At 62.3% G+C, this 20,963-nt stretch carries 21 protein-coding genes and 1 other RNA gene; 16 read left to right on the top strand and 6 right to left on the bottom strand.

Annotated elements, in window-relative coordinates; translation table 11 throughout:
- The first annotated feature begins 9 nt into the window (after nt 1–9).
- The 3 genes from murA (at nt 10) to hisD (ending at nt 3,444) form a co-directional block, all read left to right on the top strand.
- The gene (gene murA / locus BOH68_RS03485; protein ID WP_077371616.1) at nt 10–1,275 is read left to right on the top strand and encodes a UDP-N-acetylglucosamine 1-carboxyvinyltransferase; all 1,266 of its coding nucleotides are present in this window, start codon (nt 10–12) and stop codon (nt 1,273–1,275) included.
- Nucleotides 1,276–1,361: 86 nt separating this feature from the next.
- A complete protein-coding gene (gene hisG, locus BOH68_RS03490; protein WP_077371619.1) occupies nt 1,362–2,006 on the top strand; it encodes an ATP phosphoribosyltransferase in 645 nt (214 codons plus the stop codon).
- A 133-nt stretch (nt 2,007–2,139) separates the two neighbouring features.
- Nucleotides 2,140–3,444 (top strand): histidinol dehydrogenase, encoded by a 1,305-nt coding sequence (gene hisD, locus BOH68_RS03495; RefSeq protein ID WP_077371622.1) that lies wholly within the window; start codon nt 2,140–2,142, stop codon nt 3,442–3,444.
- Nucleotides 3,445–3,592: 148 nt separating this feature from the next.
- Here the strand turns inward: hisD and BOH68_RS03500 are convergent, their stop codons facing one another.
- Nucleotides 3,593–4,912 carry a S1C family serine protease gene (locus BOH68_RS03500; protein WP_077371625.1) on the bottom strand — a complete coding sequence of 440 codons (1,320 nt, stop codon included), beginning with the start codon at nt 4,910–4,912 and terminating at the stop codon, nt 3,593–3,595.
- A 252-nt stretch (nt 4,913–5,164) separates the two neighbouring features.
- Here BOH68_RS03500 and BOH68_RS03505 point away from each other — a divergent pair, with 252 nt between their 5' ends.
- Complete coding sequence (locus BOH68_RS03505) at nt 5,165–5,941, top strand: Nif3-like dinuclear metal center hexameric protein (protein WP_077371628.1); 777 nt, start codon at nt 5,165–5,167, stop codon at nt 5,939–5,941.
- A 122-nt stretch (nt 5,942–6,063) separates the two neighbouring features.
- Here the strand turns inward: BOH68_RS03505 and BOH68_RS03510 are convergent, their stop codons facing one another.
- The gene (locus BOH68_RS03510) at nt 6,064–6,516 is read right to left on the bottom strand and encodes a YhcB family protein (RefSeq protein WP_077371632.1); all 453 of its coding nucleotides are present in this window, start codon (nt 6,514–6,516) and stop codon (nt 6,064–6,066) included.
- A gap of 433 nt (nt 6,517–6,949) precedes the next feature.
- Here BOH68_RS03510 and zapE point away from each other — a divergent pair, with 433 nt between their 5' ends.
- The 8 genes from zapE (at nt 6,950) to BOH68_RS03550 (ending at nt 13,740) form a co-directional block, all read left to right on the top strand.
- Nucleotides 6,950–8,107, top strand: coding sequence for a cell division protein ZapE (zapE, locus tag BOH68_RS03515; RefSeq protein WP_077371635.1), 1,158 nt, complete (start codon nt 6,950–6,952; stop codon nt 8,105–8,107).
- 251 nt (nt 8,108–8,358) lie between these two features.
- Nucleotides 8,359–8,787: a 50S ribosomal protein L13 gene (gene rplM, locus BOH68_RS03520; RefSeq protein ID WP_065392477.1), complete on the top strand. Its 429-nt coding sequence runs from the start codon at nt 8,359–8,361 to the stop codon at nt 8,785–8,787.
- 13 nt (nt 8,788–8,800) lie between these two features.
- Nucleotides 8,801–9,190, top strand: coding sequence for a 30S ribosomal protein S9 (gene rpsI / locus BOH68_RS03525; protein ID WP_043332522.1), 390 nt, complete (start codon nt 8,801–8,803; stop codon nt 9,188–9,190).
- Between the two features lie 241 nt (nt 9,191–9,431).
- On the top strand, nt 9,432–10,028 hold the full coding sequence (petA, locus tag BOH68_RS03530; protein WP_077371638.1) for a ubiquinol-cytochrome c reductase iron-sulfur subunit: 597 nt from the start codon (nt 9,432–9,434) through the stop codon (nt 10,026–10,028).
- Nucleotides 10,028–11,290 carry a cytochrome b gene (locus BOH68_RS03535; RefSeq protein WP_077371641.1) on the top strand — a complete coding sequence of 421 codons (1,263 nt, stop codon included), beginning with the start codon at nt 10,028–10,030 and terminating at the stop codon, nt 11,288–11,290. The genes petA and BOH68_RS03535 overlap by 1 nt, the downstream gene beginning before the upstream one ends.
- The gene (locus BOH68_RS03540; protein ID WP_077371644.1) at nt 11,287–12,096 is read left to right on the top strand and encodes a cytochrome c1; all 810 of its coding nucleotides are present in this window, start codon (nt 11,287–11,289) and stop codon (nt 12,094–12,096) included. The genes BOH68_RS03535 and BOH68_RS03540 overlap by 4 nt, the downstream gene beginning before the upstream one ends.
- 215 nt (nt 12,097–12,311) lie before the next feature.
- Nucleotides 12,312–12,938, top strand: coding sequence for a stringent starvation protein SspA (gene sspA, locus BOH68_RS03545; protein ID WP_077371647.1), 627 nt, complete (start codon nt 12,312–12,314; stop codon nt 12,936–12,938).
- A gap of 199 nt (nt 12,939–13,137) precedes the next feature.
- The gene (locus tag BOH68_RS03550; RefSeq protein WP_077371650.1) at nt 13,138–13,740 is read left to right on the top strand and encodes a ClpXP protease specificity-enhancing factor; all 603 of its coding nucleotides are present in this window, start codon (nt 13,138–13,140) and stop codon (nt 13,738–13,740) included.
- 107 nt (nt 13,741–13,847) lie between these two features.
- Here the strand turns inward: BOH68_RS03550 and BOH68_RS03555 are convergent, their stop codons facing one another.
- From BOH68_RS03555 to BOH68_RS03570, 4 genes are read right to left on the bottom strand one after another with little or no spacing between them, the layout of a single operon-like run.
- Nucleotides 13,848–14,426, bottom strand: coding sequence for a BON domain-containing protein (locus BOH68_RS03555; protein WP_077371653.1), 579 nt, complete (start codon nt 14,424–14,426; stop codon nt 13,848–13,850).
- A gap of 38 nt (nt 14,427–14,464) precedes the next feature.
- Nucleotides 14,465–15,058 carry a phosphoheptose isomerase gene (locus BOH68_RS03560; RefSeq protein WP_043332512.1) on the bottom strand — a complete coding sequence of 198 codons (594 nt, stop codon included), beginning with the start codon at nt 15,056–15,058 and terminating at the stop codon, nt 14,465–14,467.
- Between the two features lie 21 nt (nt 15,059–15,079).
- Nucleotides 15,080–15,472, bottom strand: a complete 393-nt coding sequence (locus tag BOH68_RS03565) for a YraN family protein (protein WP_077371656.1) — start codon at nt 15,470–15,472, stop codon at nt 15,080–15,082.
- A 1-nt stretch (nt 15,473) separates the two neighbouring features.
- Nucleotides 15,474–17,375, bottom strand: coding sequence for a penicillin-binding protein activator (locus BOH68_RS03570; RefSeq protein WP_077371659.1), 1,902 nt, complete (start codon nt 17,373–17,375; stop codon nt 15,474–15,476).
- A gap of 201 nt (nt 17,376–17,576) precedes the next feature.
- Between BOH68_RS03570 and rsmI the strand changes: the two genes are divergently transcribed.
- The 4 genes from rsmI to ftsL all read left to right on the top strand — a co-directional run bounded on the left by rsmI (nt 17,577) and on the right by ftsL (nt 20,825).
- Nucleotides 17,577–18,449: a 16S rRNA (cytidine(1402)-2'-O)-methyltransferase gene (rsmI, locus tag BOH68_RS03575; RefSeq protein WP_077371662.1), complete on the top strand. Its 873-nt coding sequence runs from the start codon at nt 17,577–17,579 to the stop codon at nt 18,447–18,449.
- Between the two features lie 116 nt (nt 18,450–18,565).
- Nucleotides 18,566–18,918, top strand: an RNA gene (gene rnpB, locus BOH68_RS03580) — RNase P RNA component class A.
- 305 nt (nt 18,919–19,223) lie between these two features.
- Nucleotides 19,224–20,174, top strand: coding sequence for a 16S rRNA (cytosine(1402)-N(4))-methyltransferase RsmH (rsmH, locus tag BOH68_RS03585; RefSeq protein ID WP_077371665.1), 951 nt, complete (start codon nt 19,224–19,226; stop codon nt 20,172–20,174).
- A 327-nt stretch (nt 20,175–20,501) separates the two neighbouring features.
- The gene (gene ftsL / locus BOH68_RS03590) at nt 20,502–20,825 is read left to right on the top strand and encodes a cell division protein FtsL (RefSeq protein WP_077371668.1); all 324 of its coding nucleotides are present in this window, start codon (nt 20,502–20,504) and stop codon (nt 20,823–20,825) included.
- Nucleotides 20,826–20,963: the final 138 nt, after the last annotated feature.

A 20,963-nucleotide genomic window follows, 5' to 3' on the forward strand; every position in this document is an offset into this window, starting at 1 on the left:
GAACATTTCATGGACAAGCTGATTATCACCGGCAACGGGCCGGTCAACGGGGAAGTCTGGGCCAGTGGTGCCAAGAATTCGGCCCTGCCCATCCTGGCAGCGACACTGCTGTCCGAAGGTCCCGTGACCATCAGCAATCTGCCGCACCTGCAAGACATCACCACCAGCCTGGAATTGCTCGGGCGCATGGGAGTCGAGCCGGTGATGGGCGACAACATGACCGTGCAGCTGGACGGCTCCAAGGTCGAGCACTGTCATGCGCCCTACGAGCTGGTCAAGAAGATGCGCGCCTCGATCCTGGTGCTGGGCCCGCTGCTGGCTCACTTCGGCAGTGCCGAAGTCTCGTTGCCGGGCGGTTGCGCCATCGGCTCGCGCCCGGTGGATCTGCACATCCGTGGCCTGGAAGCCATGGGCGCGGAGATCTCGGTCGAGAACGGTTACATCCGTGCCAAGGCGCCGGGTGGCCGCCTCAAGGGCGCTCGCATCGTCTTTGACGTGGTAACCGTCACGGGTACCGAGAATCTGCTGATGGCCGCGACCCTGGCCGATGGGCGTACCGTGCTGGAGAACGCGGCACGCGAGCCGGAAGTCGTCGATCTGGCCGAATGCCTGATCGCCATGGGCGCCAGGATCACCGGCCACGGCACCGATACCATCGTCATCGAAGGGGTCGAGAGACTGCACGGTTGCGAATACTCCGTGATGCCTGATCGCATCGAGACCGGCACCTTCCTGGTCGCGGCAGCGGCCTCGCGTGGCAAGGTGCGCGTCACCCGCACGCGCGCCGATACCCTCGATGCGGTGCTTGCCAAGCTGGAAGAAGCCGGTGCCACCATCACCACGGGGGATGACTGGATCGAGCTGGACATGCAGGGCAAGCGTCCGAAGGCGGTCAATATCCGTACGGCGCCTTATCCGGCATTCCCCACGGACATGCAGGCCCAGTTCGTGGCGCTGAATGCCGTGGCCGAAGGCACCGGTACCGTGATCGAGACCATCTTCGAGAACCGCTTCATGCACGTGCAGGAGCTCAACCGCATGGGCGCGCACATCGCCCTGGAAGGCAACACGGCGGTGGTGACCGGTACCGAGCGCCTGTCGGGCGCTCCGGTGATGGCCACGGACCTGCGTGCCTCGGCCTCGCTGGTGATCGCGGCCATCGTCGCCGATGGCGAAACCATGGTGGATCGCATCTACCACATCGATCGTGGTTATGAATGCATCGAGGAGAAGCTCTCCGGGCTGGGCGTGATCATCCGCCGCTCCGCCGGTTGAGCCGAGTCCTGCCTCCATGCGCTGCCGGCCATCGCAGGTCGGCAGCGTCTGCTGAATTCTTACGCACAAGCACGGGCGAATACCCCATGAGCAAGCAACTGGTCGTCGCCCTTTCCAAGGGGCGTATCCTCAAGGAAACCCTGCCGCTGCTGGCGGATGCCGGGATCGAACCGCTGGAAGATCTGGACAAGAGCCGCAAGCTGCTCTTCGATACCAATCTGCCTGACGTCAAGCTGGTCATCATTCGCGCCACCGATGTGCCGACCTATGTGCAGCTGGGAGCGGCTGATCTGGGCATCGCCGGCAAGGACGTGCTGCTCGAGCATGGCGCCGAAGGTCTCTATGAGCCTCTGGATCTGGAGATCGCGGCCTGTCGTCTGATGACGGCCGGGGTCGTCGGTCAGCAGCAGCAGGGCGCGCGACGTCGCGTCGCCACCAAGTTCGTCGATGTCGCGCGTCGCTACTACGCGGAACAGGGCATCCAAGCCGAAGTCATCAAGCTGTATGGCGCGATGGAGCTGGCCCCGTTGATGAATCTGGCCGATGAGATCGTCGATATCGTCGATACCGGCAATACCCTGCGTGCCAATGGCATGGAGCCGCGTGAGCTGATCACCGACATCAGCACGCGTCTGGTGGTCAACAAGGCTGCCATGACCATGAAGCATGATCGCCTCAAGCCGTTGATCGACCGCCTGCGTCAGGCGGTGGAAGCACGTCGCGACGCATGAATGACCAGGTCCCGGCCTCGTGTCACGCGGCGGGACTCGTCAGCAACGACATCACTCAAGATCGCAGAGACGATCTGGCAGCAGCGCCCGTCCGGCTCAGCCCTCACTGCCAATGACATGACAAGAGGTTCGCATGGATACCCTGATCAACCGGCTCGATAGCCGCGATACCGATTTCACTGCCCGCCTGGATGCATTGCTGGCCTGGGAGGGGGTGTCCGATGCCGAGGTACAGCATCGTGTCACCGACATCCTTTCGCGCGTCAAGCAGGAAGGCGATGCCGCGCTGGTGGAGTTTTCCAATCGCTTCGACCGTCTGAGTGTCTCCAGCATGTCGGAGCTGGTGATCGACGCCGAACGTCTGGCAAAAGCCTACGCCGATCTGCCGGCGGATCAGCGCGAGGCGCTGGCGGTCGCGGCGGAGCGTGTGCGCGTCTATCACGAGCATCAGAAGCCGGAAAGCTGGTCCTTCAAGGATGAGCATGGCAGCTTGCTGGGGCAGAAGGTCACGCCGCTGGATCGCGCTGGCATCTATGTCCCGGGAGGCAAGGCCGCCTATCCCTCTTCCGTGCTGATGAACGCGATCCCCGCGCATGTCGCCGGTGTGCGCGAGATCATCATGGTCGTGCCGACCCCCGATGGCGTGGTCAATGAACTGGTGCTGGCCGCGGCTCACCTGGCGGGTATCGATCGGGTCTTCACCATCGGCGGCGCCCAGGCCGTCGCGGCACTGGCCTATGGCACCGAGACGGTGCCGCGCGTCGACAAGATCGTCGGTCCCGGCAACATCTATGTGGCCACTGCCAAGCGGGCGGTGTTCGGTCAGGTCGGCATCGACATGATCGCCGGACCGTCCGAGATTCTGGTGGTCAGCGATGGCGTGACCGATCCGGACTGGCTGGCGATGGACCTGTTCTCGCAGGCCGAGCATGACGAGGATGCCCAGGCGATCCTGATCAGCTGGGATGATGAGCACCTCGCTGCGGTCGAGGCGTCAATCGAACGTCTCGCGCCGACCATGGAGCGTGCCGAGATCATCAAGACCTCGCTGCGCGAGCGTGGCGCCCTGATTCGCGTCAGCGGGCCCGAGCAGGCGCTGGAACTGACCAACCGTATCGCGCCGGAGCACCTGGAGCTGTCGGTGGCGGATCCGGAAGCATGGGTCGAAGGTGTCCGCCATGCGGGCGCCATCTTCATGGGCTCCCACACCTCCGAGGCACTGGGCGATTACTGTGCCGGCCCGAATCACGTGCTGCCGACGTCCGGTACCGCGCGCTTCTCCTCGCCGCTGGGGGTCTATGACTTCCAGAAGCGCTCCTCGCTGATCCAGTGCTCGGCCGAAGGTGCCTCCATACTCGGGCGTACCGCATCGGTGCTGGCGCGGGGTGAGTCGCTGACCGCTCACGCCCGTAGTGCCGAGAATCGCATCATCGAGTGAGCATGGTGTAGTTCATGAGCATGGTGTAGTTCATGAGCATGAAAAAGCCCGCCACGGTTTCCGTGGCGGGCTTTTCTGGCTCTGGTTCTGGTTCTGGTTCTGGCTCTGGTTCTTGCGTGAAAGCCGTTTGCCAGTCCGGCGGCCATTGTCAGCCGGGGGATGAGACGCCCGGAGCTGCGGCGGCAGGAGAGGGCGTGCTATCGGGAATCGGCCGTTCACCGACCTTGACGCTGACCTCCATGGGCTTGCCATCCCGCAACAGATTGAGTTGCAGGGTGTCGCCCGGCTTGACCGCAGCGATGTCGGCCATGGCAAGGCGCGCATCGATCAGGCGCTTGCCGGCGACTGCCGTCAGGATGTCACCGGGACGCAGGCCGGCCTGTGCCGCGGGGCCATCCCGCAGCACGGCGGCGACCACCACGCCTTGCGGAGCGCTCAAGCCGAAGGAGTGCGCCAGCGACGGCGTCAGCTCCTGGACTTCCAGGCCCAGCCAGCCGCGAATCACCCGGCCGTGATCGACCAGTGATTCGAGGATGTCACGTGCCAGGTTGGCGGGGATGGCGAAACCGATGCCCTGCGAGCCACCGGAGCGGGAGTAGATGGCAGTATTGATGCCGACCAGTGAGCCATCGGTATTGATCAACGCTCCACCGGAGTTGCCGGGATTGATCGCGGCATCGGTCTGGATGAAGTCCTCGTAGGCATTCAGGCCAAGATGGTTGCGTCCGGTGGCCGAGATGATGCCCATGGTGACGGTCTGACCGACTCCGAAGGGGTTGCCGATGGCCAGCGAGACATCCCCGACGTGGACCTGGGTCGAGTCGGCGATCGCCACCGTCGGCAGATCTTCAATATCGATCTTCAGCGCCGCGAGATCGGACTCGGGGTCGACCCCGACCACCTTGGCCAGTGTCTCGCGGCCATCACGCAGGGCGACCTGTATCTGATCCGCACCCTGAATGACATGGTTGTTGGTCAGGATATAGCCGTCGCTCGAGAGAATGACGCCGGAGCCCAGGCTCGACAGCATGCGCTGGCTGCGCAAGGCATTTTCCCCGTAGAACTGGTTGAAGAAGGGGTCGGACATCAGCGGGTGCTTGCTGTCGTCCTCGATCTTGCGCGAGGAGTAGATGTTGACGACGGCGGGGGCGGCGGCGTCCACGGCGGTCTGGTAGCTGGCCGGCCCGCTGTTGCGCTGCAGTGGCGGCGCTTCGCGCAGTACCGGATTGGCGGATTCCTCGCGCTGTTCGGCGGAGAGGGTCAAGGCGGGAGATGGCAGCACCTGCTGATCTCGAGAGACGATCGCGCCGCCCTGTTGGCCGCCCTGTTGGCCAACCTCGGGCGCCGGCTCGGAATGTCCAAGTTCAGGGAAGCGATCCAGCACCACGATGGCAAGCAATACCCCGGTGACCACTGGCCAGAGAAGGGGGAGCAATGAACTGCGAAGGGGGCGTCGCGTCTGAGGCATCAGGAGTCCTGGTGAATGATCCGTGGTCCTGCCGGGCCGTCAGCTTTCCTGAGGGCAACCGCCGTGGGGCGGTCGCCATCCGCAGGGTTGCTGCTGGCAGGCGGAGGGTGAAGAGGAAGATTGATGACGTGCTCAAGACGTGTCACCCATGTCTCGGTACCCGGCGAAGCTGCCATGCGCTTACATGGTGAGGCTGCGCCGTTACAATGGCAGCCAGTGTAACACTCGATGAATCTGACTGCTGGAGGCTCAATGGCTGATCGTGACGTGCTGGTCGAGGCGCTGGATGGCTGTCTGGAGGCGCAGGCCTTCAAGGATTACACCGTCAATGGACTTCAGGTCGAGGGGCGGCGCGAGGTCCGCAGAGTGTTGACGGGCGTTACCGCCAATCAGGCGCTGCTGGATGAAGCCGTGGCATGGCAGGCGGATATGGTGCTGGTGCATCACGGCTATTTCTGGAAGAACGAACCCGCTCGGATCACGGGCATGAAGCGCCGTCGCCTCAAGACACTGCTGGCGAACGACATCAATCTGGCGGCGTATCACCTGCCGCTGGATGCCCATCCGACGCTGGGCAACAATGCCCAGCTGGCCGAGCGCCTGGGGTTGGTCAGTGAAGGATGCCTGGATGGCGTCCCCGGGCGTGGACTGGTGCATGTCGGGCGTCTCGCAGATGAGCTTGCGGCAGGCGGTGAGCTGGACAGTGCCGCGTTGGGGGCCGAGTTCAGTCGTCGTCTGGGGCGAGAGGTGCTCGTGATCGCCGGGCATGATCGGCCGATCAAGCGCATTGCCTGGTGCACGGGAGGGGCGCAGGACTATATCGGTCTGGCCATCGAGGCGGGAGTCGATGCCTTCCTGTCCGGTGAGATCTCGGAGCGGACCACGCACAGTGCGCGCGAAGAGGGGGTGACCTACCTGGCGGCAGGGCATCATGCGACCGAGCGCGATGGGGTTCGGGCGCTGGGCGAGTGGCTGGCGGCCGAGCATGGCGTCGAGCATCGCTTCGTGGATATCGACAACCCTGCTTGAGTCAGCTCATGGTCGCCCTGTGACGGCCTGAGTGATCCTTGCCAACGACAACGGCCACCCCTGGAAGGTGGCCGTTGTCGTGTCCAATGGCCGTGAGGGAACTCACGGCAGAAGGAGGTTGCTCAGATGCGCGGCGGGTTGGCGCTCTGCGCTTCGCCTTCCGCGGGTTGTGGCTTGAGACCGAAATCCTCTGACAGCGTGCCGCGATTGTCGGCATAGTCACGTGGCAGGTCGACCTTCTCGCCCATGTCTTCTTCAAGCGTGGTGTCAGTATCCAGCAGGCGGCGCTTGAGCTGGCTGTCATCGCACAGTGAAGAGGCACCGCTGGCCAGGTGCTGGCGCAGCTCGTTGCCGGCACGTTGGATCTGATCCGTCAGATCACTGGCCTTGGAGAAATGATCATTCAGGGCGTCACGGAACTGGGTCAGTTCCAGCTCACGCTCCGCCAGCTTCTGGCGGGTCTTCTGATTGCGGGCCACGTTGGCATTCAGGAGGTGGTAGCACAAGGCGCCGATACCGATGCCAGCCAGAAAACAGGCGATGGCCAGGATCCAGTCAATATTGCTCTCGTTCACGTCGCTCTCCTTGTGTCACGACTGCGGTGATCTTCACCGCCGGGGCAGGCCATCACGATGATGTGCTGCCAATGTCCAGACTCTTGCAGTGTGTCCAGCGACGCTGGCCATGAGGCAAAGAGTGCCTGTATTTCAAAAGCGTACGCACTCCATTATATCGATGGGTTGGCGCGTCACGTCAATTCGTCATGAGAGAGACCTTGGTCGCCCCGAAGCAAGGGCGCCATTCGCCATCGAGGCGCGTCATGGCACTGTAGGGCCTGGGAAGCAGGACTTCCCGTCGGGTGTGGTGGGTAAAGTTGCACTCAGGGCGTATAATGCCGCGCAATTTCGTTCTTGCCTGATTGTCAGCCATGCTGGCGCAGGCGTGACCTCGTTTCACTTCGCGCCAGATGCAGCCCAGTGCTGAATCTGGCCTGCACCGGGTTTCTCCATGCCAGCACCTACGCCCCTCGAGAAGTACCAGGCAGACCTCAAGCGTGATGACTTTGCCTACGATGCCGCCCAGGAAGATGCCGTTCGTCACCTTCAGCGCCTTTATGACGATCTGGTGCGTACTCCGCGCCAGACGCCTGACAAGGTCGAAGATGTCACGGGCAATGGCGGGCTTGGCTCCAAGGTGCGTCGATTGTTCGGCAAGCCGTCGCGGCCGGCCGCCGTCGACAGGACCCCGGACATCATGGGGCTGTATTTCTGGGGTGGCGTGGGGCGCGGCAAGACCTATCTCGTCGATACCTTCTACGAGAGTCTGCCCTTCGCGGACAAGATGCGGACGCACTTCCACCGCTTCATGCAGCGCGTCCACAACGAGCTTGGCCATTACAAGGGCGAGAAGAACCCGCTGACGCTGGTGGCGGCCAAGTTTGCCGTGGAAGCGCGCGTGATCTGCTTTGACGAATTCTTCGTCAAGGACATCACCGATGCCATGATTCTCGCCACCCTGTTCGAGGAGCTGTTCAAGCAGGGCGTGGTACTGGTCGCGACCTCGAACATCGTGCCGGATGATCTCTACAAGGATGGCCTGCAGCGTGCGCGCTTCCTGCCGGCTATCGACCTGGTCAAGCGCCATTGCACCGTGGTCAATGTGGATTCGGGTATCGATTATCGCCTGCGCGCTCTGGAGCATGCCGAGCTGTTCCACAGTCCGCTGGGTGACGAGAGCGGTGCCAGACTGGCGCGTGAGTTCCGCTCCATTGCCGGAGCCGAAGGTCATGCCGATGAAGGCTTGAGCATCAATCACCGCGTGCTGCATGCCTTGCGTCGCCACGAGGATGTGGTGTGGTTCCATTTCGATGAGCTGTGCGATGGCCCGCGCAGCCAGAATGACTACATCGAGCTTGCGCGCGAGTTCCACACCGTGCTGGTGTCGGAGGTGCCGCAGATGGGGCGTGACAGCGATGATCAGGTGCGCCGCTTCATCAATATGGTCGATGAGTTCTATGACCGTGGCGTCAAGCTGCTGATGAGTGCCGAGACACCGGTCGAGCAGCTCTACACCGGCGGCAACCTCGACTTCGAATTCGAGCGCACCCTGTCACGCCTGCAGGAAATGCAGTCGCGTGAATACCTTGCGCTGCCTCACAAGCCATGAGGCGATGTCGGAAGACGAAATAGCCTTTGTGGTGCGGGCGTCTGGCATGTACAATGCGCGCTCGCTCGAATTGTTGTCCGGTCCACGAGTCGTCCTGGGTCAATCACCCTTGATGGGCGTGGGCAGTCTGGAGTCGAGTCGGCGGTGACCGCGCAAGCGGCCTGCCACTGACTGCCAGGCGTCGGACAACCAAGAAAAATAGGGATTGGTCGCGCACTCAAGTGCAAGACCCGACTATAGGTGATTCATCCATGAAGACGTTTACTGCCAAGCCGCAGTCCGTCCAGCGTGACTGGTTCGTCGTCGACGCAGCCGGCAAGACGCTGGGCCGTATGGCTACCGAAATTGCTCGTCGCCTGCGCGGCAAGCATAAAGCCGAGTACACTCCGCACGTTGACACTGGCGACTACATCGTCGTCATCAACGCCGAGAAAGTCGCTGTGACTGGTCGCAAGGCAGAAGCCAAGACCTACTACCGTCACACCGGTTACCCGGGCGGCCTGCGCTCCATGAACTTCAACCAGATGATCGAGCACAAGCCTGAGCGCGTGATCGAGCTGGCGGTGAAGGGCATGCTGCCGAAGGGCCCGCTGGGTCGTGCCATGCAGTCCAAGCTGAAAGTCTATGCTGGCGCCGAGCATCCGCACGCTGCGCAGCAGCCGCAAGAACTGAACATCTGAGGGAAGCATCGCCATGACACAGCAGCACTACGGTACCGGGCGCCGCAAGACTTCTACCGCGCGCGTCTTCCTGAAGCCGGGCACCGGCAAAATCACCGTCAACCAGCGTGACCTGAACGACTACTTCGGTCGTGTGACAGGTCGCATGGTTGTTCGCCAGCCGCTCGAGCTGACCGAAACTACCGAACAGTTCGACGTCTACGTCACTGTCGCCGGTGGTGGTGGTTCCGCTCAAGCTGGCGCCATCCGTCACGGCATCACTCGTGCCCTGATGGCTTACAACGAGGACTTCCGTCCGGCACTGCGTGCCGCCGGCTACGTCACTCGTGATGCTCGTGAAGTCGAGCGTAAGAAAGTCGGCCTGCGCAAGGCCCGTCGTCGTCCGCAGTTCTCCAAGCGTTAAGAGAACAGGCGTCGACCACAAGAACGTCCAGTACCCGAAAGGGTGCTGGGCGTTTTTTTTGCGATCTTGATAGGGGCGTCAAGCGCATGGTGCGAGCGCAATTGAAGAAAGCCGCTTCTGGTAAAGTGATTTTCTTGAGTTGTGAGCGGTGGGTTCTTGCCCTTTAATACAGTCAAGCGTCAAGTGCCCGGCAAGGGAATGGTCTGGCAGCATGCGGTGGTGTTCGGGAGACAATAACAATATGGCTAATCGAGGTGTGAATCGAGGGCGGCGCCGCTTCCTCGTCAGTGCGACCAGTGTCGTGGGGGCGATAGGCGCCGTTGGCATCGCGACGCCCTTTCTGGCTTCCTGGCAGCCGAGCGCACGGGCAAGAGCGGCAGGTGCACCTGTCACGGCGGATATCTCGCGCCTGGCACCGGGTCAGCAGATGACCATCGAGTGGCGCGGCAAGCCGGTATGGGTGGTGCGTCGCACCCCCGAGATGATTGATGACATCCGGGCCATCCCGCACGCCGAGTTGCAGGACCCCGAATCACGCCGTCCCCAGCAGCCAGCCTATGTGGATGCTGTCCTGCGCTCCATCAAGCCTGAGTACGTGGTACTGGTGGGAATCTGCACCCATCTGGGCTGCTCGCCGGGTTATCGACCCGAGATGGGGGCCGCGGATCTTGGCGCTGACTGGCCGGGTGGCTATCTGTGTGCCTGTCATGGCTCGAAATTCGATCTCGCGGGTCGCGTGTTCACCGGAGTGCCGGCGCCCTCGAATCTCGAGGTGCCGCCACATCATTATGAAAGCGAGCAGGTGCTGGTGATCGGCGTCGATGAGGAGGCTGTGTGATGGGGAATCCAGAACGTGCCAAGGCGTCGCGAGGCATCATGCGCTGGATCGATGATCGCTTTCCGGCCACCCAGATGCTGCAGGACCATCTGACAGGCTACTACGCGCCCAGAAACTTCAATTTCTTCTATTTCTTCGGCTCGCTGGCGCTGCTGGTGCTGGTCAATCAGATCATTACCGGTATCTGGTTGACCATGAGCTATACCCCGACCGCCGAAGGGGCCTTTGCCTCGATCGAATACATCATGCGCGATGTGGAATATGGCTGGCTGATCCGTTACATGCATTCCACGGGGGCGTCCGCATTCTTCGTCGTCATCTATCTGCACATGTTCCGGGGGCTTATCTACGGCTCCTACCGAGCGCCGCGTGAGCTGGTGTGGATCTTCGGCATGTGCATCTATCTGGCGTTGATGGCCGAGGCCTTCATGGGGTATCTGCTGCCCTGGGGGCAGATGTCCTACTGGGGGGCGCAGGTGATCATCTCGCTGTTCACGGCGATCCCGGTCATCGGAGCGGATCTGGCGCAGATGATCCGTGGCGACTACCTGGTGTCCGGCATTACCTTGAATCGCTTCTTTGCCCTGCATGTCATCGCCTTGCCACTGGTCATCGTCGGGCTGGTGGTGCTGCATCTGGTGGCGCTGCATGAGGTGGGGTCGAACAATCCGGATGGCATCGAGATCAAGGACAGGAAGGATGAGGCGGGTCAGCCGTTGGATGGCATTCCGTTCCATCCCTACTACACGGTGAAGGATCTGGTGGGTGTCGGTGTGTTCCTGTTCGTGTTCTGTGCCGTGATCTTCTACTTCCCGGAAGGGGGCGGCTACTTCCTCGAAACGCCCAATTTCGAACCGGCCAACTCGTTGAAGACACCTGAGCATATTGCCCCTGTCTGGTACTTTACGCCGTTCTACGCGATGTTGCGGGCCGTGAACTATCCCTTGTTCGGGGTCGATGCCAAGTTCTGGGGCGTGGTGGTGATGGGGTTGGCGATCGCCATCCTGTTCGTGTTGCCATGGCTTGATCGTTCTCCTGTGCGCTCCATCCGTTACAAGGGCTGGCTATCGCGTATCGCGATACTCGTGTTCGTGGTCAGCTTCGTGACCTTGGGGGTGCTTGGCGTGATGCCGCCGACGTTCGAGCGCACGATCATCGCGCAGATCGCGACGGTGGCGTACTTCGCCTTCTTCATACTGATGCCGCTGTATACGCGATTCGAGAAGACGCGAGCGGTGCCGGACAGGGTGACGGGCCGATGAGCGGGCAAAAGGGTGGGTCAAGGGACTGGCTGAAGCATGTACTGGCTGCAGGCGTGGTGGTGGCCGGCCTGCTGGGGGCGGGAGCTGTCAGCGCGGCAGGGGGCGAGGCAGTGCGTGAGTCTATGCAGCCGGATCTGCATGACAAGCCCTCGTTGCAGCGCGGCATGCAGCTCTACACCAATTATTGCCTCGGCTGTCACAGCCTGCAGTATCAGCGCTATTCGCGTGCCGCAGAGGACCTGGAGATGCCCGAGGATCTGGTCGAGCGATATCTGATTTTCTCGCCAGAACTCAAGATCAATGACACCATGCGCATCGGGATGAAGGCTGAGGACGCCGCGAGCTGGTTCGGTACGCCGCCACCGGATCTGTCTCTCGAGGCGCGTCTGCGCGGGACGGACTGGATCTACTCCTACCTGAAGAGCTTCTATCGCGATCCCGAGCGCCCCTGGGGTGTCAACAATACTGTCTATCCGCTGGTGGCGATGCCCAATGTGCTGGAGACATTGCAGGGCGTTCAGGAAAAGGTCTGTGCCCAGAGTGACCTGGTGCCTCCGGGAGCGGAGTTGAACCCGGCAACGGGGCACTATGACTCCTGCGACGTGCTGGAGATCACCTCGCCGGGCAGCATGACAGCAGAGGAATTCGACCAGGCCGTGTGGGATCTGACCAACTTTCTGGCCTATGTGGGCGAACCATCGCGACTCAAGGCTGAGAGCATGGCCCCCAAGGTGTTAATATTCATCCTGATCTTTACTCTGCTGGCATATCTTCTCAAGAAGGAATACTGGCGCGACATTCATTGATGGCTCCCGGAGTGGCGCTCATTGATAATGGCGTGCAGGCAGTGACGGGCGCACGGCTGATCGGTCGTGCGCCCGCTTGCGTCGCTTGCGGGTGACGCAAGGTTGACCCTCTGGGCGCGTCACACAGTTGATGAGGCGCCCAGAGGAAACTTATTCCCGTTCGTCAGGCCAAAAGCTGACGCGGGCATGGCTCGAACAGATGCGAGGACAGTTTCATGGGTGTTGTGGCCAAGCGTTCATCGATGACCTTCTACTCCGGTGGTGACGACCACTTCAGCCACCGTGTACGGATCGTGCTGGCCGAGAAGGGTGTAGCAGTCGATGTCATTGATGTAGATGATGACAACCGTCCGGCCGAGCTGGCTGATCTGAACCCGTACAACAGTGTGCCGACGTTGCTGGACCGTGACCTGGTCCTCTACGAGTCCAAGGTGATGATGGAGTACCTGGACGAGCGCTTCCCGCATCCGCCGCTGTTGCCGGTGTATCCGGTGGCGCGCGCCCAGAGCCGTCTGTGGATGCACCGCATCGAGCGCGAGTGGGTGCCGATGATGGAAACCATCCAGAATGGCACCAAGAAGGAAGCCGACAAGGCACGCAAGGAATTGCGCGAGAGCCTGATCGGAATCGCGCCGATCTTCGATGACATGCCGTTCTTCATGAGCGACGAGTTCTCTCTGGTCGACACGTGCATCGCCCCGATTCTGTGGCGTCTGCCGACATTGAACATCGAGCTGCCGGAGAAGCAGGTCAAACCGCTGCTGAACTACATGGAGCGTCTGTTCGATCGTGATGCCTTCAAGGCGTCTCTCTCCGAGGCAGAGCGCGAGATGCGTATCTGATTCGCTTGAGCAATCCCGAAAGGGGTGCTTGAGTCACTGGAACCCACCCCGGGGTGGGTTCCGGGCTCGGATCATGAGGCGGGGAGGGGCCGAGGTCAGGTGTCTCGACCGTCACGTGGTGTCAGTGCCCGCAAGCTGTAGCTCGGCGTCGCAGGACGTCGGTCATCGTGACATCCATTGCAGTTCAAGAGGTTCTCTCATGCTTTCCAGTCGCCCTTATCTGGCACGTGCGCTCTACGAGTGGCTGCTGGATAACGACAATACGCCGTACATCGTGGTGGATGCCGAGCAGGATGGCGTTCAGGTGCCGCGTCAACACGTGCAAAATGGCCAGATCGTGCTGAACATCGCGCCGGGTGCCGTGCGTGATCTGCTCATCGCCAATGAGGGTGTCAGCTTCAATGCTCGTTTCGGTGGTCAGCCGATGCACGTCAGCGTGCCGACACCGGCGCTGGTGGCGCTGTACTCTCGCGAGAATGGCGTTGGCATGGTGTTCGGGCATGAGCCTGTCATGCCGGGTGCGGATGACCTGGCCTTCGGTGAGGCAGCCTCGGATGAGGCGACCTCCGGTGAGGAGGCTCAGGCGCCTTCACGTCCGACTCTGGCCAGTGTCGGTGGTGCCAGCAGCGCTGCTGATGATGAGCAGGGTGAGGAGGCGTCACGGGGTGATGCGGCGGCCGATGAGGTCGCGAGTGCCGAGGAGCAGGAGGGCGGCAGCATCTCCTCTTCCGATGAGGATGGCGGCGATGATCAGCCGAAGCCTCCCCGCAAGGGGCGTCCGTCGCTGCGAGTCATCAAGTAAGTGGACACTCCTCTTCAGTCCTCTTGGGCTGGTAACGACGACGCCCCACAGGCCAGGCCTGTGGGGCGTCGTCGTTTTCACCCATACGTCATGGAGTGCGGACGACGTCAATCAAGATACTCGAAGACCTTGGCGATACGCTGGATGCCACCGACTTCCGAGACCTTGCTGACGATCTGGTCGGCCTCCGAGCGGGTCACGATGCCCATCAGGTAGACGCTGGCATTCTCGGTCAGCACCATGATGCGCCCGGAATCGATGTTGGCATCGGCTGCGAGAGTCGCCTTGACGCGGGTGGTCAGCCAGGTGTCCTGGACGCGCTGGCTGGTAGGCGCATTGGCACTGACTTCCAGGGCGTTGTGTACCTGGCGTACGCGACGGACATCCTTGGCGACTTCCGCGGCGCGTTGCTTGAGCTCATCGCTGGGCACTTGCCCGGTCAGCAGGACCATGCCGTTGTAGGCATTCACGTTGACATGGGCGTCATTGAAGCGCGCATCGATCTTGCCGAGATTGACTTCGATCTTGGTCTCGATGCTCTCGTCTTCCACTTGAGCGCCCAGAGTGCGATCACCGTAGTCCTCGTCAATGGGACCACTGTGAGTCAGGTCGGCCACGGTGGTACAGCCCGCAAGGGATAGAAAGCCGGCGGTGGCCATGAGGGAAAGCAGGTACTTTGGCGTCATGCCGTAATCTCCTGGTGAGCGCCGTGTGTCGCAAGGCGTTATTCGTTGCTGCCGAACAGCTGGTGATCGATCAGATCACACAGGCAATGAATGGCCAGCAGATGGACTTCTTGAATGCGCGCGGTGGAGGTCGCCGGTACGCGGATCTCGCAATCTTCGCTGCCCAGCAGGGAAGCCATGTCGCCACCGTCACGACCGGTCAGTGCCACCACGCGCATGTCGCGGTCATGGGCCGCCTGGATGGCCTGTACCACGTTGGCGGAGTTGCCGCTGGTGGAAATGGCCAGCAGGATGTCGCCGGGCTGGCCCAGGGCGCGAATCTGCTTGGAGAACACCTCGTTGTAGCTGTAATCGTTGGCGATGGACGTCAACGTCGAGGTATCGGTGGTCAGGGCGATGGCCGGCAGGCTCGGGCGTTCACGCTCGAAGCGATTGAGCAGCTCTGACGAGAAGTGCTGGCTGTCACCGGCGCTGCCGCCGTTGCCGCAGGCCAGAATCTTGCCGTCATTGACCAGGCTCTGGACCATCATCTGACTCGCCGCTTCGATGAAGGGCGGCAGCACTTCACTGGCGTATGTCTTGGTGTCGATGCTGGCGTTGAAGTGGCCGAGAATACGAGATTGGAAATCCATGATGGCTCTTGGTCGTTGGCTTCAGAACGCTTCGAATGCGTGGCGTATCCAGTGAATGGCGAGAGGGGGAGGACCCTCCACGCCGACCACGTCGAAGCGGCAGGAACATGATAGCCCGTGATGGGCCAGATAAAAACGCGCGGCCTTGATCAGCCGGCGTTGCTTGGTGGCGGTCACGCTTTCCAGTGCGCTGCCGAACCGGGAGCTGGCGCGGTAACGCACTTCGATGAACACCAGGGTGTCACCATCACGCATGATCAAGTCGATCTCGCCGCCCTTGGCATGCGAATTGCGCGTGACAGGCACGAGACCTCTGGCTGACAGCCATTTCTCGACCTCGGCTTCGATCACGGCGCCGCGCGCTCTCGCGCGACGCTGTGGTGGCTCCTGCCCGGTCGTTCCAGGGCGCGCCATGTCAGGGCGTGTAGGCTTCGACGGTGCGGCTGCTGGCGCCTTTCAGCGGCGGGCGTGGTACGCCGCCTCTGAACTCCGCCCACGGCAGCGTGCGTTCGATGCGTCCATCATGACGCGGGAATAGACTGCCGGTCGCTCCGAAGAGTTCCCCGCCGGCACCGGCCAGCATCAGCGGAACGCGCTGTGCCAGGCGATAGGCATCGACGCCCATGGCATTGAGCTTGAGCATGCGCGGAGAGGCATCCGACAGGGCGCGATAGGTATCGGCTTCCGGCAGAGTGGCCTTGCCGCCGGAGGAGGCCTGCGGCACTTCCCAGGGGATGTCGACGAAATTGACGCCATTGAGGTCGCCATCCTGAGCGGGCTGGGGGGAGCCTTCATAAAGGTGTGAGGTGCCGTAGATCGGCAGGTTGCCCGCGTAGTAGAAGTCCAGCATCGGCGGCACCTGACGAGCGTAGCTTGGCAGCGCCAGCAGGAAGATCATGTCGATGTTGCCGGAGTGGGCGCGGCCATACTTGCTGCCGGATTTCTTGGCGGATTTCATGCGCGCCTGATCCTGGCTGGAGACGGAAAGCAGATCCTTGACCGCTTCACTGACCGGGCCCTTGGGGTTGTAGCGCTCGATGGAAACGATGTCGCCACCTTCCTGCTCGAAGCGATCACGGAAGGCGCTGTAGACGCGCTGACCCCAGGCATTGTCGGGAATCATGGCCGCGGCACCACGATGACCGTCAAGTGAAGCGCGCAGTGCGACCTGGCGCGCTTCGTCTTCGGCGGACAGGCCGTACTGGAAGAGGTTGTCGGCCTGATTGCGCTCATGGGTGCCGTAATTGAGGGCCAGGGTCGGCAGCGGCAGGCTGCTCTGGGTCTCGAGCTGGCTGACCAGCTGCTTGTCCAGCGGGCCGAGCACGACCTGAGCTCCCTCCATGGTCGCGCGGGCATACAATGTCTTGAGATCGGCGCTTGAGGTATCGAAGAAGCTCAGCTGCGGCGTGGCTTCGGCATTGTCGATGGCGCTGCGATGGCGTGCCTCGATGCCCTCACGAATTGCCTGCGCGATACGCTTGAGTGGGCCGGACTGCGGAAGGAAGACCGCGATCTTGCGGACTTCCTGGCCGGAGAGCTCGCGCAGATCGAGGATGCCCTGCGGCATCTGGCGTGCGGCCGGATGCTGCGGATTGGCATCCGCCCAGTCGTTGATGGCGGAAAACATCTGGTCGATGTTGCCGCCGAAGCGCCGCTGCAGACGCAGCAGGTCCGTCCAGCCGCTGGCAATGGCGTTGGCGCTGGCCAGCTCGCCGAGCTGGCTGGGAGACAGGCGCGTGAGCTGTTCCCACAGGGTGTCATTGATGCTGAGGTCATCAGTGTCCGCCTGCAGGGCAATCAGCGTCTGGGCACTGGCCAGAGGTTCGCCGACCATGCCGAGCGCCAGGCCGCGACGCTTGCGCAGCGTGCGCTGATCGTCGCTGGACATCGTGATGTCGTCTTCCAGCACGGACGTGGCGAGTATCGTGTTCCAGCCATCCTGCTGCTCGAGGGCGATGCGCGACAGCAACAGGGCCCATTGCACGCGTTGCTGGGGTTCCAGACTCGCGGGGTCGATGTCCGAGGTGATGGTGATCGCCTGCGCGTTGTCGCCACTGCGTGCTAGGATATCGGCGGCCTGCAGTCGGGTGCCGGCGGCCTGTTGGCCCTGTTGTTGCTCCGCTTGAGCCAGCAGCGCGTCCGCCCCCGGTCCGCTGGGACGGGAGGACTGCCCGGCACACCCGGCCAGCAGCAGTGCCGCGATGGCCATGCCGGCCAGTCCGCGCAGGCTGGTGCGTGGGAGGCGCAAGCTCTTGTGCCGAATGGTTGACGCAGTGCGCAGCACGTTGTCAGGCGCACGATTCCATGTCTGGCCCATGTACGACGGTCCCTTGGCTGATGGGCGATGAGGCCGTGGCCCGCGTCGCCGCTGCTGTAATGACGGATGAATACTGCAATGACGAATGAGACGGGTCTCGGAGTGGCTGCTCGTGCGGGCATGTCTGCCGCAGGTGGTCAGGCCACTCGGCTGTCTCTGACGTCCATATCTACCACTGAGTTCAACGAGTCGAAGCATTGAATGTCTGAGTCTTCTGAAGGCGTATTGTACGTGGTCGCCACGCCGATTGGTAACCTCGATGACCTCAGCCCACGTGCCGCGCGGGTGCTAGGCGAAGTGGATCTGATCGCGGCTGAGGACACCCGCCACAGTGCCCGTCTGCTGCGCCATCTGGGGCTGGAAGTCCCCATGATGTCACTGCATGACCACAATGAGCGCGGGCGGGTCGATCAGCTGTGCCAGGCCCTGGAGGCGGGACGGCGTGTCGCGCTGGTCTCCGACGCCGGGACGCCGCTGATCTCCGATCCCGGCTTCATCGTGGTGCGGGCGCTGCGGGAGCGCGGCTTCAAGGTAGTCCCGCTTCCCGGCCCCTGCGCGTTGATTACCGCGCTCAGCGCTGCTGGCCTGCCGACGGATCGCTTCACCTTCGAGGGGTTTCTCGCTCACAAGGGTGGACCACGTCAGGCGCGTCTCACGGCACTGCGTGAGGATGGCGCGACGCATGTGCTTTATGAGTCGCCTCACCGTATCCAGGCGTTGTTGAAGGATATCCACGACGTTCTCGGGGCGCGCCGAGTCGTGTTGGCACGTGAGCTGACCAAGACCTTCGAGACCTTCCTGGACGGGACGGCTGCTGAGCTACTGGCGATGATGGAGGCGGATGGCGATCAGACGCGCGGTGAATTCGTGGTCATGATCGAAGGGGCTCCGGCACGTGAGGGCGACGAGGCTGCCAGCGTTGAGGGTGATGCGCTTCTCAAGGTGCTGTGGGAAGAGGGGGTCGGCGTCAAACAGATGGCGGCGATCGCCACTCGTCTGGTCGGCGGGCGCAAGAAGGCCTGGTATGCCAAGGCACAAGCCCTGAAGGATGCGGCGGAACCACGAGAAGCGTAAGCGAGAGGTGTTTTCCAAGTGCTTGGCATATCTGGCTTTTCGGCGTTCTTCCGGGCCAGGTGCACTGCAGCGCCAGCTTGTGGAAACGATGTGACACTGATAGTCTTGCGCGCTTGGGAGATGGCCAGACAGTCGCCGCCAGCGTGAGCTGGGGGAGGAAAGTCCGGGCTCCATAGGGCAAGGTGCCAGATAACGTCTGGGCGGCGTGAGCCGACGGCAAGTGCAGCAGAGAGAAGACCGCCTACGTCAGCTTCGGCTGACCGGTAAGGGTGAAAGGGTGCGGTAAGAGCGCACCGCGCGTCTGGTAACAGTTCGCGGCGAGGTAAACCCCACCTGGAGCAAGACCAAATAGGCCCCCTATGCTGCTGCCCGCAGTGGGGGCGGGTTGGTTGCTTGAGCCCTGAAGTGATTCAGGGCCTAGATGAATGACTGTCCACGACAAGACCCGGCTTATCGGCCGTCTCCCGCCTAATATTGAAGATGTCAGCCCTGTGATGCGAAACGCGCAGTTCAGAGCTGACATGTGACACCGCATGACCGGCGCCGTCCGCTCCGTGCTCCGTGGCTGGCCATTTGCAATGGCGGCGGACATGAAGTCGTGACCGGCGCCGGTTGTCGATTGTGCCATCGATAATCATGCGAATGTCTCTGCTTTCCTGCGGTCTACCGCCAGACGACTGGCGTCCGCCTTTACTGCCCGCAACGCGTGCCAAGGTCCCGAATTTCGTCATGTCCAAGCCCAGCGCTCCCTCCGTTCCCGAATCAGCCGCTGCCATGTCAGCCGCCGAATCCGAAGCTGCGGATCGCTTCGCGCATGTCAGTGTCATGCTCGATGGCGCGGTGGATGGGCTGATTCAGGACGTCTCCGGTGTCTATTTCGACGGTACTTTCGGGCGCGGCGGTCACTCACGCCTGATCCTGTCGCGTCTCGATGACGGTGGACGTCTGATCGCCTGTGATCGCGACCCCCAGGCATTGGCGGAAGCCGCCACCATCGAGGATTCCCGTTTTTCCATTCACGCCGGTGAATTTGCCCGCCTGGGCGAATATGCCGAGCGGGAAGGCGTGCATGGTCAGCTCGATGGCATTCTGCTGGATATCGGCGTGTCCTCGCCGCAGCTGGATGATGCCGAGCGTGGCTTCAGCTTCATGAATGATGGTCCGCTGGACATGCGCATGGACCCCACCAGTGGCGAGAGTGCCGCTGAGTGGTTGTCACGTGCCAGTGCCGAGGACATGGCGTGGGTCTTCAAGACCTACGGTGAGGAGCGCTATGCCAAGCGTCTCGCACGTGCGGTGGTCGAGCGCCGCGCCGAGCGTCCCATCACGCGGACCGGTGACTTCGCCAGCCTGATCAAGGACGCGCATCCCAACTGGGAGAAGCACAAGCACCCGGCGACGCGTGTCTTCCAGGCGATCCGCATCCATGTCAACGGCGAGCTGGATGAGCTGACCCGCGCGCTGGATGCGGGCCTGGAAGCCCTGAAGCCGGGGGGGAGGCTGGTGGTGATCAGCTTCCATTCGCTGGAAGACCGCATCGTCAAACGCTTCATGCGCGACAAGGCGCGTGGCGATCAGGCGCCGCGTGGCATGCCCATTCGCGAAGATCAGCTCAACAAGCGCCTCAAGCTGGTCGGCAAGGCTCAGAAGGCCTCCGAAAGCGAGGTGCAGGCGAACGTACGCTCACGCAGTGCCGTGATGCGCATCGCCGAGAAGCTGAAATAACGCCCGGTTCGTGGCGTGTATCGTGGTCATCCCAGCGCCTGCCTTTTGGCAGGCGCGCTCGCAAGGGGACGCAGCGTTGTGCGACATGTGTGTCGGTGCCTCGCAACGCTTAACGACCAACGCCACAAGCTGACATAATGCGCCGGTCGTCGCCTGATGGTACCGCTGGTCATCACGAGTGATGTGTGGCCGGCATGTTGCGGCGATGAACAGGACAAGCCGTCAGCCATCGGGTGTTGCATGCCTGACATGCATGGATTGACGGGTCGTCCCGCAGGGATAAATCGTGGTGCAGATCACCGCGTTCAGAGTGATAAGGGAGTCAGCATGGCGGGACGCAAGCAGCAGGGCAGCTGGAGAGGGAACTGGCCGATCAGGTTCCAGATGCGTTGGCGTCATCTGTGCTTCGTGGTGCTGATGATCTGCCTGCTGGGATCCGCCGCTGCTGTCGTCGTAAGCTCCCATCTCTCGCGCGGCCAATACGCGCAACTCCAGAAGCTCGAGGCGGCGCGTGATGATGCGCGTGCTCGCTGGGGGCGTCTGCTGCTTGAGGAAAGTGCCTGGTCCGCCCCTGCGCGTATCGAGAGCATCAGTACCGAGCGTCTCGAGATGCGCGTACCGGATGTCCACGATGTCGAGGTCATTCGCTGATGGCCACACGTCGACCTCCTTCCTCGGACCCCAAGGCCCCTCGCTCCCGCGGCGCACGCACTGCGCCACCCGGCGCGGCCAGTCGCGGCAAGACGGCTGGTTCTGCCGCCGCCGGGGCGCGCAAGAGTGCGCGTGGGC

Origin of the sequence: Cobetia sp. MM1IDA2H-1, assembly GCF_002916775.2 — a bacterium.
Lineage (GTDB): Bacteria > Pseudomonadota > Gammaproteobacteria > Pseudomonadales > Halomonadaceae > Cobetia > Cobetia marina.

What these genes read in the sequence shown, in the direction of transcription:
- BOH68_RS03560 (WP_043332512.1), bottom strand. Translation starts at nt 15,058, where the DNA reads ATGGATTTCCAATCTCGTATTCTCGGCCACTTCAACGCCAGCATCGAC.
- BOH68_RS03500 (WP_077371625.1), bottom strand. Translation starts at nt 4,912, where the DNA reads ATGCCTCAGACGCGACGCCCCCTTCGCAGTTCATTGCTCCCCCTTCTC.
- hisG (WP_077371619.1), top strand. Translation starts at nt 1,362, where the DNA reads ATGAGCAAGCAACTGGTCGTCGCCCTTTCCAAGGGGCGTATCCTCAAG.
- murA (WP_077371616.1), top strand. Translation starts at nt 10, where the DNA reads ATGGACAAGCTGATTATCACCGGCAACGGGCCGGTCAACGGGGAAGTC.
- hisD (WP_077371622.1), top strand. Translation starts at nt 2,140, where the DNA reads ATGGATACCCTGATCAACCGGCTCGATAGCCGCGATACCGATTTCACT.
- BOH68_RS03540 (WP_077371644.1), top strand. Translation starts at nt 11,287, where the DNA reads ATGAGCGGGCAAAAGGGTGGGTCAAGGGACTGGCTGAAGCATGTACTG.
- BOH68_RS03505 (WP_077371628.1), top strand. Translation starts at nt 5,165, where the DNA reads ATGGCTGATCGTGACGTGCTGGTCGAGGCGCTGGATGGCTGTCTGGAG.
- rpsI (WP_043332522.1), top strand. Translation starts at nt 8,801, where the DNA reads ATGACACAGCAGCACTACGGTACCGGGCGCCGCAAGACTTCTACCGCG.
- petA (WP_077371638.1), top strand. Translation starts at nt 9,432, where the DNA reads ATGGCTAATCGAGGTGTGAATCGAGGGCGGCGCCGCTTCCTCGTCAGT.
- rsmI (WP_077371662.1), top strand. Translation starts at nt 17,577, where the DNA reads ATGTCTGAGTCTTCTGAAGGCGTATTGTACGTGGTCGCCACGCCGATT.
- BOH68_RS03550 (WP_077371650.1), top strand. Translation starts at nt 13,138, where the DNA reads ATGCTTTCCAGTCGCCCTTATCTGGCACGTGCGCTCTACGAGTGGCTG.
- rplM (WP_065392477.1), top strand. Translation starts at nt 8,359, where the DNA reads ATGAAGACGTTTACTGCCAAGCCGCAGTCCGTCCAGCGTGACTGGTTC.
- rsmH (WP_077371665.1), top strand. Translation starts at nt 19,224, where the DNA reads ATGTCAGCCGCCGAATCCGAAGCTGCGGATCGCTTCGCGCATGTCAGT.
- BOH68_RS03555 (WP_077371653.1), bottom strand. Translation starts at nt 14,426, where the DNA reads ATGACGCCAAAGTACCTGCTTTCCCTCATGGCCACCGCCGGCTTTCTA.
- BOH68_RS03565 (WP_077371656.1), bottom strand. Translation starts at nt 15,472, where the DNA reads ATGGCGCGCCCTGGAACGACCGGGCAGGAGCCACCACAGCGTCGCGCG.
- BOH68_RS03535 (WP_077371641.1), top strand. Translation starts at nt 10,028, where the DNA reads ATGGGGAATCCAGAACGTGCCAAGGCGTCGCGAGGCATCATGCGCTGG.
- ftsL (WP_077371668.1), top strand. Translation starts at nt 20,502, where the DNA reads ATGGCGGGACGCAAGCAGCAGGGCAGCTGGAGAGGGAACTGGCCGATC.
- BOH68_RS03570 (WP_077371659.1), bottom strand. Translation starts at nt 17,375, where the DNA reads ATGGGCCAGACATGGAATCGTGCGCCTGACAACGTGCTGCGCACTGCG.
- sspA (WP_077371647.1), top strand. Translation starts at nt 12,312, where the DNA reads ATGGGTGTTGTGGCCAAGCGTTCATCGATGACCTTCTACTCCGGTGGT.
- zapE (WP_077371635.1), top strand. Translation starts at nt 6,950, where the DNA reads ATGCCAGCACCTACGCCCCTCGAGAAGTACCAGGCAGACCTCAAGCGT.